Raw genomic sequence first — 14,043 nt, forward strand, 5'->3', positions numbered from 1 at the left:
AATCAAAAAAGCAGCAAGTGATAATCGGAATTATCTATGGGTAGAATGAGTTCGGTTATACTGTGTTATTCTACACGTTTTAAACCCGCCAAATCTTCGATTTTAATATACTTGCCTTTAGTAGAGATAAGGTTTTCTTTTTTTAGTTGAGAAATAATACGAATAGCAGATTCTGTAGCAGTGCCTACAATATTAGCGTAATCTTCGCGCGATAACAAAATACTTAATGTGCCATCTGTGTTTTCACCAAAATTACTATGCAGATAAATTAAAACATCTGCCAGCCTTTTACGCACTGTTTTTTGAGCCATGTTGACAATAATATCATCGGACTCTCGCAAATCTCTAGCCATAACCTTAAGCACATCAAAAGAGAATTTTAGATTGTTCTGAAGGTCTGCCATAATCTCTCCACGAGGAATAAAACACACCTCCATATCATTTAATGCTACAGCTTGTAGATTAGAAACTTCCTCAGTTATTAGTGAGCGTTGCCCTAACAACTGGCCTTTTACAACCATTTTCACTATTTGGTCTTTTCCATTTTCACTTAGTTTAGACAACTTACAAATACCATCTTTTATGCAATAGACTCCGTTTATATTCTCTCCTTCTTCGAAAATAACTTCTCCTTTTTTAATAATTCTAGAAGTTTTACAGCCTGAAATACGAATTAACTCATCTTTAGTTAAAGACTTCATTGCATTAAACTGCTTTATTATACATTGTTCACACTTCCCCATACCTATCTTGCTGTTTTTACTTTAAAAATAATTTTGATTGAAAACTCCATTTAATGTAAAACTAAAAAAGGAACATCTGTATAATAGCGCTTTTTGGGTGTTGTAGGATGAAACAGAATTTTTTGAAAATAATTTAAATTCTTGGCCATCATGGCAATTAAATTAATGTGCTTATGTTCAACAAAATTCTGAACAGCATCTTCGATATGATGGTCTGTTAAAAAATGAAACGTATGCTCGTGGTTATTAAAATAATCGTCTAGAAATTCTTTGTTTTTTTGTTGATCTTCATTAAGATCTGTGCTTTTTTTATTGATATGAAGCGCTCTAACCGCTGCATGGTTTGCCTCAATAATATCGGCCATAGGCTGCAAGGTTTCTACATTATAGAAAAAAGAAAAATCTGTAGGAAAAGCTATTTCTTTTGGACTAACGTACTTTGCGTTTTCGGGCACAACTAATGTAGTACATTTTACTTTTGTTATTACATTCCCGGTATTACTCCCAACAGCTAAATTATTTAAACCAGACGCGCCACGTGTACCCATGACAATAAAATCAATCTTTTTTTCTGTAACCTGTTTTCTAATAGAATTAAGAATATAGTTGTTATCCATTACCGGATAAAAACGATGTTTATCACTTAAATAAGGACTTTTTACAATACGTTTTATAGTTTGTTGTAGCAGTTTTTTTGACGGACTTTTTACGACACTAGAAACTATGGTATCATCATTTGTTGATACCTGTTCCTGAAATCTGGAAACCTCGGAAGTGTTTACGTGCAATATGTAAAAATTACACGACGACTTACTAAAAAAACGCAACGCATACTCTATGGCATTCCATGCGTTTTCAGAAAAATCTGTGGGTATTAAAATATTCTTCATGCCTATCTTCTTCTAGAGAACAAAAATAAAGGCAGGATGTTTAAGGAAATATGACCAATATCATGAACACGCCATATTTAGAATATTTTAACGTACTTGTTGCAGTTTATCTAAATCTAAAATTTTGATATTTCTACCTTCAATTTCAATAATACCGCTGTCTTTAAAACTAGATAGGGTTCTAATTAAACTTTCGGTAGCAATACCAGCAACACTGGCTAAATCGTTACGCGAAATTCTAATAGTATCTTGTGGATTTCTATTTAATTTTTCAGCAAATTGTAAAATGGTATTTGCTGTTCTTTTTTTAACCGAACTGTATGCCATTTGCAGTAAATGATCTTTTACATCGGTTAGATTTTCTGTTAGTAATTGTATTAATTCTAAGGTGACTTGGTGGTTGTTATTAAGCACCTCTTTTAAAGCGCTTTTTGTAACACCTATTAAGGTGGTTTCTTTTATGGCGGTTGTAGACTCCTCGTAAGTTGTGTTTTGCACAAAAGATGTGTAACCAAACAAATCGTCTTCTTTATAGAGCGCAGTGGTTAAATCTTTCCCTTTTTCATCAAATTTATGAGACTTCACTAAACCTTTAGCTATTAAATAAATATAATTAGAGTGTTGTCCTTCTTCATAAATAACATCGCCTTTTCCGTACTTTGTTATTTCACCATTATCATCAAAAAAGTTTTTTAAATCATTAAGCGTTCTAATCTCAGACTCGTCAACCTTTGCGTCTTCTTTTTTATCGCTTATATCTTTTAAAATAGCTGCTTTAGCTAATCTACTTTCTATGGCACTAATAAGTTCATCTTCTTCAAAGGGTTTAGTGATATAATCGTCGGCACCCAAATCCATCCCTTTTCGCACATCTCTACGCTCTGTTTTTGCAGATAAAAATATAAAAGGAATATGCTTAGTCGTTTCATTTTTAGATAGCGCTTCTAAAACACCATAACCATCGAGTTCTGGCATCATGATATCGCATACAATTATATCCGGTAAATTTGCAATAGCCAATTCTACTCCTAATTTCCCGTTTCGAGCAGTCATCATATTATAGTTAGACAGTTCTAATAATTCTGCTGTGTTTTCTCTTAAAACAACATCATCTTCTATCAATAATACTTTATTCATTATTCTGCTTTATTTTTTATTATAATTGTAAATATACTTCCTTTATTTTCTTCACTTTTAAAACTTATAGTACCGCCTAAGTTTTCCAAATGGCTTTTCACGATATTTAATCCAATACCCGTTCCTTGCTCAAGTAAGGCATTTTCAGCTCTAAAATAGCGATTAAATATACTTTTTTGATCTTTTTCTGGAATCCCAATACCGTTATCTTTTATATCGAATGTAGTATGGGTATCATCTTGCTTAATCATGATATCGACAATGGTATTTTCCGAAGAATACTTAATAGCATTATGCACTAAATTAGATAATGCTAATTCTAAAATTTTCTCATCCTGATGCATGGAGTAATCATCAATATTCTCAGGATAATTTATTTTTTGCCCATCTTTTAAAAGCATATTTGCATTGTAAACCACCTCGTTAACCACTTTACTCAATTTAAAAGTAGTTAATTTATAATTCATTTTTCCAGTTTCTAACTTTTCAATAGATAGAAAATCATTCAAAATATTATTAAGATAATGTACCTTATCGGAAATAGTCTTTATATGCTTATCGCGTCTTTCCTGTTGCTCTGTTAACTTATACTTACTTAACAACATAGATGATGTTAAAATACCACTTAAAGGCGTTTTAAACTCATGAGAAACTAATGATAAAAATTTAGTTTTTAACTCATTAAGCTCTTTTTCTTTTTTAAGCGCGTTGCTTATTTTATTTTGAGCATCAATACGTTTTTTTATTTCTTCGTCACGCTCAACATTTACAATCTTTAATTCTTCAACCGTATTACTTAACTCTGTAGTACGCTCGTTAACTTTTCGCTCTAACTCGTTATTAAGTTCGAGTAACTCAAGCTCCTGCTGTTTTCTTATAGAAATATCTATAATTAATGTCATTATAAAGGACTCTCCTCCAATTTCTAACGGATTTAATCCAGCTTCAACGGGGAATGTAGAACCATCTTTATGAGCGCCATACAAATCTCTACCGTGCCCCATTTTACGGCTTTCTTTATTCTTCATAAAACCATCAAAATGAGCACCATGATTGGCATGATAAGTTTTAGGAATTAAAATATTTAAGTCTGCGTTTAAAAGTTCTTCTTTGGTATAACCAAACATACTCTCGGAAGACTTGTTGGTTGCAACAATTTTTTGATTTTTATCGACAACAATAACACCTTCTGAAACAGCTTCAAAAAGCACATTAAAAATTCGATCACTATTCTGAAACATTATTGAAATTGATTTTGAAACCTTACATGAAACACGAAAACAGAAATAGTGATAAACACAGAATTAAGCTAATTATCTTAATTTCATACTGTCAGAATTTCCTTGTAGTAAAATTTTGTACTTTGTAAAAATAGCAAAAACATGATTAATATCATATTTAAAATACGGTTGATTTCTGAATTTTGCAATAGGTATAAATGAGCAATTAGAAATGAGTAAAACCCCATGTTTTCACTGTGGTTTAGACGCGTCTGCGGCTGAAATTACATTTGATGATAAACCGTTTTGTTGTAACGGCTGTAAAACCGTATACGAGATTTTCTCTGTAAACGATTTAACTTGCTATTACGATTTACAAGCATCTGCTGGAGCCAAACCTAGCGATATTGAAGGCAAATACAACTTTCTAGACAACGCTAAAATTGTTGAAAGCATATTAGATTTTAACGACAATACAACACAAATAGCAACCTTATACATACCACATATTCACTGCAGTTCTTGCATTTGGATTTTAGAAAACTTAAACAAATTAAATCCTGCCATAAGCGCATCAATTGTAAATTTTGGTAAAAAAACAGTACGTGTAACTTACAATTGTAATAACATTACCATAAAGCAATTGGTTAAACTTTTAGGCAGCATTGGTTACGAGCCTTTTATTAGTTTAGACGATTATAGCGTTGGTAAAAAAAATGTAGACCGATCGCTTATTTATAAACTAGGTGTTGCTGGTTTTGCCTTCGGAAACGTGATGTTTTTATCCTTTCCCGAATATTTTCAGGTTACTGGTTTTTGGATTGAAACTTACGCTCCCGTGTTTAGATGGCTTATGTTTTCATTCTCACTTCCTGTTGTTTTTTACTCGGCCCAAGATTATTTTATTTCAGCATATAAAGGTTTACGATCTAAAATTTTAAATATCGATGTTCCTATTTCTTTAGGTGTTGTAGTTTTATTTGTAAGAAGTACTGCAGAAATAATTCTGAATTTAGGCACAGGTTTTTTCGATAGTCTAACTGGCCTTATATTTTTCTTACTACTCGGTAAATTTTTTCAGCAGAAAACATACAACTTTTTATCTTTTGAAAGAGATTACAAATCGTATTTCCCTATCGGAATCACTAAATTGTATAATGATGGTAAAGAAGAATCTGTGCAGGTTTACGATATTGTAAAAGGTGATAGATTATTGATTAGGAATGAAGAGTTAATTCCAGTAGATTGTATATTAATTAACGGAAAAGCACGTATTGATTATAGTTTTGTAACAGGCGAATCTGAAGCTGTTTCTAAAAAATCGGGCGATAAATTATTTGCAGGAGGAAAACAACTAAATGGCAGCATTGAAGTAGATGTATTAAAAACCGTAGAGCAAAGTTATTTAACCCAGCTTTGGAGTAACGATGTCTTTAATAAAAACAAAGAGGATGGTTTTACCACATTAACCAATGCTATTAGTAAAAAATTCACAATTGCTGTTTTAAGCATCGCATTTATAGCTACGGGATATTGGCTTTTTGTAGATTCATCTAAAGCATTAAATGTTTTTACAGCCGTTTTAATAATCGCTTGTCCATGCGCAATCGCATTAGCTGCTCCTTTTACCTTCGGAAATTTACTTCGTATTTTCGGGAAACTGAAGTTCTATGCAAAAAACGCTTCCGTTATAGAGCAATTAGCAGCTATTAACACTATTATTTTTGATAAAACCGGAACCATTACTGCGAATAAAGAAACTTCTGTAATGTACGAAGGCTCTAATCTTTCTGACAATGAAGAATCTTTACTTAGAAGCACTTTAAGAAACTCCAATCACCCATTAAGCAGATCGCTATACTCCCTTTTAGATCAACACAATATTGTTACTCTAGATACTTACGAAGAACATATAGGCAAAGGTATAGAAGCCAAACATAACCAAGACACTATTAAAATAGGTTCTGCGCCTTTTGTAGGTGCCACCGCAGAAACAGCTACTTTAAACACTGCTGTTTACGTTAGCACCAATAGCAAGTATAAAGGACGATTTACTTTCTACAACAAATACAGAAAAGGACTTTCTAAACTATTTAATAAATTAAAAAAACATTACGATTTAGTAATCCTTTCAGGAGATAATGCTGGCGAGCAAGAAAACCTAACTAAACTATTGCCTGCAAAAACGAAACTGTTTTTTAACCAGAAACCAGAAGATAAACTAGAGTACATTAAACATCATCAAAAATCTGGAGCTAAGGTTTTAATGATAGGTGATGGATTAAATGATGCTGGCGCCTTAGCACAAAGTAATGTTGGTATCGCCATTTCAGAAAATGTAAACATTTTTTCTCCAGCATGTGATGCTATTCTCGATGCTTCAAAATTTAATCAATTGCATGATTTTATTAAAGCTTCAAAATCGGCTATCAAAATTATAAAATGGAGTTTTCTACTGTCTTTTTTCTATAACAGTATTGGGTTATATTTTGCCGTTACAGGTCAACTAGCCCCCGTTATAGCTGCTATATTAATGCCTTTAAGCTCTATTAGCATTGTAGTATTTACAACCGTTAGTACAAATTTTTTAGGTCGAAAATTGCAAAAGAAAAAGGCCTATTAAAAAGAATAGAAAAATAATTAAAAGAGTGTTTATTTTTATTGAATCAAAATAGAGTCAAATTTTACTAAACATGACAAATGTCATGTTTTAACTATCGCTATCAAAGTACTTTTGATGCATAACTTCAATTAGGTATGAGTGTTATATATATTTTATTAACTATTAGCATTATTGTTGCTATTGGCTTCTTTGTGGCGTTTATTATAGCTGTTCGTAATGGGCAGTTTGATGATAGCTATACGCCGTCTGTTCGTATGCTTTTTGAAGACGAACTGGTTAAAGAAAAAACCGAAAAAACAATTTTAACTAAAAACGATTAACATTTTAATTTATGGAAATGCAACAGTTTAAGTACGATAATAAAATCGTTACAAAATTTATTTACGCCACCATCGTTTTTGGTGTTGTGGGTATGTCGGTAGGTTTACTACTTGCTTTTATGTTTTTGTTCCCCAACTTAACCGATGGAATTGCATGGTTAAGTTTTGGACGCTTAAGACCATTACACACCAATGCTGTAATTTTTGCTTTTGTTGGTAACGCCATGTTTGCTGGTATTTATTACTCGCTACAGCGTTTATTAAAAGCGAGAATGGCAAGCGACCTGTTAAGTAACATTAACTTTTGGGGTTGGCAACTTATTATTGTTGCAGCAGCTATTTCATTACCATTAGGTTATACATCTTCTAAAGAGTATGCCGAATTAGAATGGCCTATAGATATTGCTATTGCAGTTATTTGGGTTGTTTTTGGTATTAACATGATTTGGACTATTTTAAAACGTAGACAACGTCACTTATATGTAGCTATTTGGTTTTACTTAGCCACGTTTGTAACTGTTGCTGTACTACATATCTTTAATAGCTTAGAGCTTCCTGTAAGCGCAATGAAAAGTTACTCGGTTTACGCGGGTGTTCAAGATGCCCTAGTACAATGGTGGTACGGCCATAATGCGGTTGCTTTCTTTTTAACAACACCGTTTTTAGGACTTATGTATTATTTTGTTCCTAAAGCAGCCAACAGACCTGTATACTCATATAGATTATCTATTGTACACTTTTGGTCTCTTATATTTATTTATATCTGGGCTGGACCTCACCACTTACTATACACGGCTTTACCAGAATGGGCACAAAATTTAGGTGTTGCATTCTCAGTAATGTTATTAATGCCGTCTTGGGGTGGTATGATTAATGGATTATTAACACTTCGTGGTGCTTGGGATAAAGTACGTACCGATCCTGTTTTAAAATTCATGGTTGTTGCCATTACCGGTTATGGTATGGCTACGTTTGAAGGCCCAATGCTTTCACTTAAAAGTGTAAATGCCGTAGCACACTTTACAGATTGGATTATTGCTCACGTACACGTTGGTGCATTAGCTTGGAACGGGTTTATGGCCTTTGGTATTATCTACTATTTAATACCAAAATTATTTAAAACAAAAATGTACTCTACAGGTTTAACCAACTTACACTTTTGGGTAGGGACTTTAGGTATTATTATGTACGCTTTACCACTATATGTTGCTGGTTTTACTCAGTATTCTATGTGGCAACAATTTAATCCAGATGGAACTTTAGTTTATGGTAACTTCTTAGAAACTGTTACCGAAATTATGCCAATGTACTTAATGCGTGCTATTGGAGGTAGTTTATATATTATCGGTATGTTTATCTTAGTTTACAACGTAATCATGACGATTAGACAAGGTAGCAAAGTTCAAGATGAATTGGCCGAAGCACCTGCTTTAGAACGTGTTTCTAAAAGTAGAACTGCAAACGAAGGATGGCACACTTGGTTAGAACGTAAACCAATACAACTAACCATTTTAGCAACTATTGCCATATTAATTGGAGGTATTATTCAAATTGTACCAACCATCATGGTAAAATCTAATATACCAACTATTTCTACAGTAAAACCATATACACCACTGGAGTTAGAAGGTCGAGATATTTATATACGTGAAGGTTGTGTGGGCTGCCATACACAAATGATTCGTCCGTTTAGACACGAGGTTGAACGTTATGGAGAATACTCTAAAGCGGGAGAATTTGTTTACGATCATCCATTCCTTTGGGGTTCTAAACGTACTGGACCAGATTTACATAGAATTGGTGCTAAATATTCAGATAACTGGCACTTTAACCACATGTACGATCCGCAAAGTACCTCATCTGGTTCTATTATGCCAAGATATCCTTGGTTAATTACTGGAGAAGGTAGTGAACTAGATAAATCGTTAACCGAAACAAAAATGGAAGCTATGGTAACTCTAGGCGTACCATACACGCAAGAAGAAATTGATAATGCACAACAAGCTATGTTAGAGCAAGGTGGGCAAATTGAACAAAACCTATATCAAGATCCTGATTTCGCCAAAACCTATGAAGCTGATAAAAAATATGCAGCCGAAAACGGAGAGCCTTTTATAGAAATGAAAAATAGAGAAATTGTTGCACTTATTGCTTATTTACAGCGATTAGGCACCGATATCCATGTTAAACCAGAACAAAAATAATAACCACCAAAACAATATAAAATCATGTTGAAATTTGTAAAATACCACATGGAGAGTATTGACGGTATCGAGATTTATCCAATAATTTCGTTAGTGATATTCTTTACTTTTTTTGTACTACTTTTTTGGTGGGTAATTACTGCGAAAAAAGACTATATACAAAACGTTAGCAACCTGCCTTTAGAAACTCAAAACGACGATACATTATGAGAAAACTAATTCCATCTTGGATACGAATTCCCGTAGCCTTTTTAATAATTTTCGCAGCAACAGAATACTTTGTAGATTCTGGCGAAAAGCCTGCTTTTATGGAGTACACTGCCGTTCAATTATTTTTAATTTTAGTGCTGCTAATTTTAATTGCTATTGAAGGTGTTATTGGAGCATTGGAAAATGTTATGCTTCATAAATTAGATGAAGAAGCTAAAGCTCGTTTTTTAGCTGAAAAAGAATTGGGCTATAAATTCACTTGGGTTAAAGAAACCTACATTAAATTATTAGGTCAGAAACCAATTGAACAAGAAGCTGAAATTGTTTTAGATCATAATTACGATGGTATAAAAGAACTAGATAATAATTTACCACCATGGTGGGTATACGCCTTTTATATTTCAATCATTTTTGCTATTGGTTACATGTTGAAATACGAAGTTTTTAATGGAGATAATCAAATTGATGAATTAGAAACTGAATTAGCAGAAGCAAGAATAGCTATTGAAGAATACAAAAAAACAGCAAAAGATTTAGTCGATTTTAATACGGTAACTCTATTAACTGAAGCATCGGATCTAAAGGCAGGAAAAACCATTTTCGAAAGCAACTGTGTGGCTTGCCATATGGCTGACGGTGGTGGTGGAATTGGACCAAACTTAACCGATAAAAACTGGATTTTAGGTGGCGATATTAAACACGTATTTAAAACAGTTTCTGAAGGTGGACGTTCTGGAAAAGGTATGATTGCCTGGAAAGCACAACTTAAACCAGCGCAAATTGCACAGGTTTCTAGTTACGTTTTAAGTCTTCAAGGTACAACACCTGCAAACCCAAAAGAGCCACAAGGCGATATTTGGACTCCCGAAGGTGATGCTGCTACAGAAGTAAATTAAGCAAAAAACTAACTTAATATATCCAAGACCTGGTAGTAAAACTAACTAGCAGGTCTATTTAACACCAAACATTGTGGAAACGCCAGATAACGAAACATTTAGAGATTCCATTGGAACGGTTACCAAAGACGGTAAACGTGCATGGGTATTTCCTAAAAAACCTAGTGGCAAGTTTTACAAATACCGTAAATATGTAAGCTATGCCCTATTAGCATTTTTATTATTGGCGCCATTTATTAAAATTAATGGCAACCAATTTTTAATGTTTAATATTTTAGAGAGGCGTTTTAATATTTTTGGTTTCCCGTTTTGGCCACAAGATTTTCATCTATTTGTAATATCGATGATTATTGGTGTTGTGTTTGTTGCCTTATTTACGGTAGCATTCGGACGTATTTTCTGCGGATGGATTTGTCCGCAAACCATTTTTATGGAAATGGTTTTTAGACGTATTGAATATTGGATTGAAGGCGATCGTGGTAAACAAATGCGTTTAGCTAAACAACCTTGGAATGCCGAAAAAATTAGAAAGAAAACATTAAAAACAGTAATTTTTGTGTTAATTTCTTTTATAATCGCCAATGTATTTTTGGCTTATTTAATAGGAAGCGACAAGTTAATATCTTACATCATTGATGGTCCGACAGAGCATTTAAGCACCCTTATATCTCTTACCATATTTACAGCTGTATTCTATTTTGTTTTTGCTTGGTTTAGAGAACAGGTTTGTATTATTGCTTGCCCTTACGGTAGATTGCAAGGTGTACTTTTAGACACCAAGTCTATTGTTGTGGCTTACGACCATAAACGTGGTGAGGCAGAAAATGGTAGAAAAAAATTCAGAAAAACTGAAGATCGCGAAGCTTTAGGCCATGGTGACTGTATAGATTGTATGCAATGTGTTAATGTTTGCCCAACAGGTATAGACATTAGAAACGGTACACAATTAGAGTGCGTGAACTGTACAGCTTGTATTGATGAGTGCGATCATATTATGGAAAGCATTAATCTTCCAAAAGGTTTAATTAGATATACCAGCGAAGAAAATATAGAGAAGAAAACACCTTTTAAATTAACACCAAGAATTAAAGGTTACATAGCAGTATTAGCCATTTTAACCGGCTTGCTTGTTGGTATGCTTTTTTTACGAAACGATGTAGAAGCGACAATTTTAAGATTACCAGGTCAACTTTACGAACACAAGGAAAACAACATTATTAGTAATGTGTTTACCTATAAGCTGGTAAACAAAACATCTAAAGATATTGAGAGCGTAAGCTTTAAATTACTGTCGCATAAAGGGGAATTAAAATTGGTTGCAACAAACGATCATTTTGTAGTGCCAAAGCAAGAAATATCGAAAGGTACTTTGTTTGTTGAAATAAATAATTCGGCTTTAAGTGGCGATAGAAATAAAATTAAAATTGGAGTTTACTCTGGTGATAAGTTAATAGAAACCACTACAGCCAACTTTTTAGGGCCGCGTAGTTTTAAGTAAACCTATTGCTATAAACTAAAAAGGAATTTAGCACGTAGTTGCATTAGGGATAGAACGGCATGTTTGAGCTCCCCGACCAAAGGAAGGGAGCGAGTAGTGATAGCCCGACCCGTAGGGTAATGCCCTAAATATAAAATTAATAACGTTACATTTTTCGCTTTCGCGGAAATATAAAAAAATATAATTGAGATGAAATTTAATTGGGGAACTGGCGTAGTACTTGCATTTATAGGCTTTATAGCTTTTATAATGTACTTTGTTGTAACCATGTTTGCGGACAATAGGTTTAAAAATGAATTGGTTACTGAAGATTATTATGGTGCAGAATTATTGTATCAAAAGGATATTAATAAGCTTGAAAAATCGAAAGAATTAACGGTAAACGTAAATTACTTGCGCACTAATGATGGCTTAAAAGTGGTATTCCCAAAGGGTTTTGATTATAAAGAAATTACAGGAAAAGTGTTCCTATATAGACCATCTAACAAACAACTAGACTTTGAGACTTCTATTGTTTCACTGTCTGATTCTACTTTGCTCATACCTGACAAACGTTTGGTAGATGGTCGTTGGAACATTAAAATTGACTGGCAATATAAGGGAAATTCTTATTTATTTAAGGAATCTATAATTTATTAACATGCTTTTCTCAGCATTTATACTAGGCCTTTTAGGTAGTTTTCATTGTGTGGGCATGTGTGGTCCCATTGCATTTATGCTGCCTGTAGATCGAAATAATGCGTTAAAAAAAGCATTACAAATTGGTGTTTATCACCTCGGAAAACTACTAGCTTACAGCGTTATTGGCCTCGTTTTTGGCTTAATTGGCAAAAGCTTATACTTATTTGGTTTCCAGCAACAACTCTCTATTTTTATTGGAATTTTAATGATTCTAGTGGTTTTAATTCCGCAGAAAACATTTAACAAATACAACTTTTCTAAACCGGTTTACAAGGTAATTTCTAAAGTTAAATCGACTTTAGGATCTGCTATGAAGAAAAAAACAATGGATACTTTTTTAACCATTGGTTTTTTAAATGGCTTTTTACCTTGTGGCTTAGTTTACATGGCTGTTTTTGCAGCTATTGCTAGCGGCAATGCGCTAAATGGCGCACTATACATGGCTGTTTTTGGTTTGGGCACCATACCATTGATGACAACGGCTATTTATTTTTCGCAGTTTTTAAAAGGTGCCGCTCGCCAAAAAATACAGAAAGCAATTCCTGTTTTTGTAGTTATTATTGGTGTGCTATTTATTATTCGTGGTTTAGGCTTAGGGATCCCTTACCTCTCTCCTGCTCCGGTTTTGGATGCAGTTTCGGCTAGTATGGATTGCCAGCTTTAAGCTATTTTATTTTCTCTTTTAGGTATAGCTATAAAATATAATTTCGCCACCCTGAGTTTAACCAGAATGACGAAATTACCCCCATTACAATACAAAAAATTACTATTAAATTTTCAATGTTAATACTGGTATAGGTGAATGGTTTACAACTTCCTCACCTACGCTGCCTTTAAAAAAGCGCGCTAAACCTTTTCTGCCATGGGTTGGCATTACAATTAAATCTACATTGTGTTTATTAGAGAAATTTACAATACCATCATCTACGGTATAGTCACTTACATAACGAACGTTCTCTAAACTTCTTAAATGCTTATCTGCTTTTGTAAAAAAGTTAACGGCCATTTTCTCTAATTGTGCTGTGCTACTAAACTTTTCGTTTGGTAAATTAACATGCACTAAATAAATTTTAGAGGCAATATCCTGGAACATTTCCATGGTATGGTGGTATGATTCTATAGACTCTTCCGAGAAATCGCAAGCCAATGCAACCACATCAAAATTAATATTGGCTACATTGCTTTTAACAACAAGCACAGGTATTTCTGAACTACGTACAACGCGTTCTGTATTAGAACCTATAAACATCTCTTCGAAGCCATTGGCGCCATGAGAGCCCATAATTATAATATCTGCATCGTGTTGCTTAGCAACATCGTTAACCTCGCTAAACACTTTTAAATGCTTAATAATTGGAGTGATTTTAACACCTTCTAAATAGTCTTTATCTAAGAAATCGTTAAACTTCTTTTCAGCTAATTTCATAAAAAATACTGCTTTTTGTCCTAGAAGTTCATCTGAGACAGAAAGGGCTTCAGTAGACATTTCTAGCATATGCAATGCAAGCACCTCAGCATCATGTTTTTTTGCTAATTTTGCTGCTGTTTTTAAAGCATATTCTGAATGTTCTGAAAAATCGACGGGTACAATAATTTTTTTCATGTTACTTGGGTTTTAAGT

The 14,043-nt window shown here is 33.5% G+C and carries 13 protein-coding genes; 8 read left to right on the plus strand and 5 right to left on the minus strand.

The annotated features are described in order from the left end of the window. Positions 1-65 precede the first annotated feature (65 nt). From DFQ06_RS08280 to DFQ06_RS08295, 4 genes are all read right to left on the minus strand, one after another. On the minus strand, positions 66-743 hold the full coding sequence (locus tag DFQ06_RS08280; RefSeq protein WP_042500163.1) for a Crp/Fnr family transcriptional regulator: 678 nt from the start codon (positions 741-743) through the stop codon (positions 66-68). 50 nt (positions 744-793) lie between these two features. Next, positions 794-1,633, minus strand: a complete 840-nt coding sequence (locus DFQ06_RS08285) for a universal stress protein (protein WP_133967112.1) — start codon at positions 1,631-1,633, stop codon at positions 794-796. A gap of 87 nt (positions 1,634-1,720) precedes the next feature. Continuing rightward, positions 1,721-2,770, minus strand: a complete 1,050-nt coding sequence (locus DFQ06_RS08290; RefSeq protein WP_042500160.1) for a response regulator — start codon at positions 2,768-2,770, stop codon at positions 1,721-1,723. After that, positions 2,770-4,011 (minus strand): PAS domain-containing sensor histidine kinase, encoded by a 1,242-nt coding sequence (locus DFQ06_RS08295; RefSeq protein WP_133967114.1) that lies wholly within the window; start codon positions 4,009-4,011, stop codon positions 2,770-2,772. Before DFQ06_RS08295 ends, DFQ06_RS08290 begins: the two co-directional genes overlap by 1 nt. Positions 4,012-4,222: 211 nt before the next feature. On the opposite strand from DFQ06_RS08295, the gene DFQ06_RS08300 reads away from it, so the two are divergent. The 8 genes from DFQ06_RS08300 (at position 4,223) to DFQ06_RS08335 (ending at position 13,086) form a co-directional block, all read left to right on the plus strand. After that, a complete protein-coding gene (locus DFQ06_RS08300; protein ID WP_133967116.1) occupies positions 4,223-6,613 on the plus strand; it encodes a heavy metal translocating P-type ATPase in 2,391 nt (796 codons plus the stop codon). A gap of 134 nt (positions 6,614-6,747) precedes the next feature. After that, positions 6,748-6,933, plus strand: a complete 186-nt coding sequence (ccoS, locus tag DFQ06_RS08305) for a cbb3-type cytochrome oxidase assembly protein CcoS (protein ID WP_042500155.1) — start codon at positions 6,748-6,750, stop codon at positions 6,931-6,933. Between the two features lie 11 nt (positions 6,934-6,944). Then, positions 6,945-9,137 (plus strand): cytochrome-c oxidase, cbb3-type subunit I, encoded by a 2,193-nt coding sequence (gene ccoN / locus DFQ06_RS08310; protein WP_074938365.1) that lies wholly within the window; start codon positions 6,945-6,947, stop codon positions 9,135-9,137. 24 nt (positions 9,138-9,161) lie between these two features. Next, positions 9,162-9,347 (plus strand): cytochrome c oxidase subunit IV, encoded by a 186-nt coding sequence (locus DFQ06_RS08315; protein WP_042500153.1) that lies wholly within the window; start codon positions 9,162-9,164, stop codon positions 9,345-9,347. Continuing rightward, on the plus strand, positions 9,344-10,243 hold the full coding sequence (locus DFQ06_RS08320) for a cbb3-type cytochrome c oxidase N-terminal domain-containing protein (protein ID WP_042500150.1): 900 nt from the start codon (positions 9,344-9,346) through the stop codon (positions 10,241-10,243). The genes DFQ06_RS08315 and DFQ06_RS08320 overlap by 4 nt, the downstream gene beginning before the upstream one ends. A 73-nt stretch (positions 10,244-10,316) precedes the next feature. Beyond that, positions 10,317-11,741 carry a cytochrome c oxidase accessory protein CcoG gene (ccoG, locus tag DFQ06_RS08325; RefSeq protein ID WP_042500147.1) on the plus strand — a complete coding sequence of 475 codons (1,425 nt, stop codon included), beginning with the start codon at positions 10,317-10,319 and terminating at the stop codon, positions 11,739-11,741. A gap of 189 nt (positions 11,742-11,930) precedes the next feature. Next, positions 11,931-12,380, plus strand: a complete 450-nt coding sequence (locus tag DFQ06_RS08330; RefSeq protein WP_074938369.1) for a FixH family protein — start codon at positions 11,931-11,933, stop codon at positions 12,378-12,380. A 1-nt stretch (position 12,381) separates the two neighbouring features. Beyond that, positions 12,382-13,086 carry a sulfite exporter TauE/SafE family protein gene (locus tag DFQ06_RS08335; protein WP_042500144.1) on the plus strand — a complete coding sequence of 235 codons (705 nt, stop codon included), beginning with the start codon at positions 12,382-12,384 and terminating at the stop codon, positions 13,084-13,086. 105 nt (positions 13,087-13,191) lie between these two features. On the opposite strand, the gene DFQ06_RS08340 is transcribed toward DFQ06_RS08335, so the two are convergent. Then, positions 13,192-14,025, minus strand: a complete 834-nt coding sequence (locus DFQ06_RS08340) for a universal stress protein (RefSeq protein ID WP_042500141.1) — start codon at positions 14,023-14,025, stop codon at positions 13,192-13,194. Positions 14,026-14,043 lie beyond the last annotated feature (18 nt).

The sequence above is a fragment of the Algibacter lectus genome (genome assembly GCF_004368925.1).
GTDB lineage: Bacteria > Bacteroidota > Bacteroidia > Flavobacteriales > Flavobacteriaceae > Algibacter > Algibacter lectus.

Excerpts from the sequence above, each read along its gene's own strand:
- DFQ06_RS08280 (WP_042500163.1), bottom strand. The coding sequence starts at position 743 with ATGGGGAAGTGTGAACAATGTATAATAAAGCAGTTTAATGCAATGAAG.
- DFQ06_RS08285 (WP_133967112.1), bottom strand. The coding sequence starts at position 1,633 with ATGAAGAATATTTTAATACCCACAGATTTTTCTGAAAACGCATGGAAT.
- DFQ06_RS08290 (WP_042500160.1), bottom strand. The coding sequence starts at position 2,770 with ATGAATAAAGTATTATTGATAGAAGATGATGTTGTTTTAAGAGAAAAC.
- DFQ06_RS08295 (WP_133967114.1), bottom strand. The coding sequence starts at position 4,011 with ATGTTTCAGAATAGTGATCGAATTTTTAATGTGCTTTTTGAAGCTGTT.
- DFQ06_RS08300 (WP_133967116.1), top strand. The coding sequence starts at position 4,223 with ATGAGTAAAACCCCATGTTTTCACTGTGGTTTAGACGCGTCTGCGGCT.
- ccoS (WP_042500155.1), top strand. The coding sequence starts at position 6,748 with ATGAGTGTTATATATATTTTATTAACTATTAGCATTATTGTTGCTATT.
- ccoN (WP_074938365.1), top strand. The coding sequence starts at position 6,945 with ATGGAAATGCAACAGTTTAAGTACGATAATAAAATCGTTACAAAATTT.
- DFQ06_RS08315 (WP_042500153.1), top strand. The coding sequence starts at position 9,162 with ATGTTGAAATTTGTAAAATACCACATGGAGAGTATTGACGGTATCGAG.
- DFQ06_RS08320 (WP_042500150.1), top strand. The coding sequence starts at position 9,344 with ATGAGAAAACTAATTCCATCTTGGATACGAATTCCCGTAGCCTTTTTA.
- DFQ06_RS08330 (WP_074938369.1), top strand. The coding sequence starts at position 11,931 with ATGAAATTTAATTGGGGAACTGGCGTAGTACTTGCATTTATAGGCTTT.
- DFQ06_RS08335 (WP_042500144.1), top strand. The coding sequence starts at position 12,382 with ATGCTTTTCTCAGCATTTATACTAGGCCTTTTAGGTAGTTTTCATTGT.
- DFQ06_RS08340 (WP_042500141.1), bottom strand. The coding sequence starts at position 14,025 with ATGAAAAAAATTATTGTACCCGTCGATTTTTCAGAACATTCAGAATAT.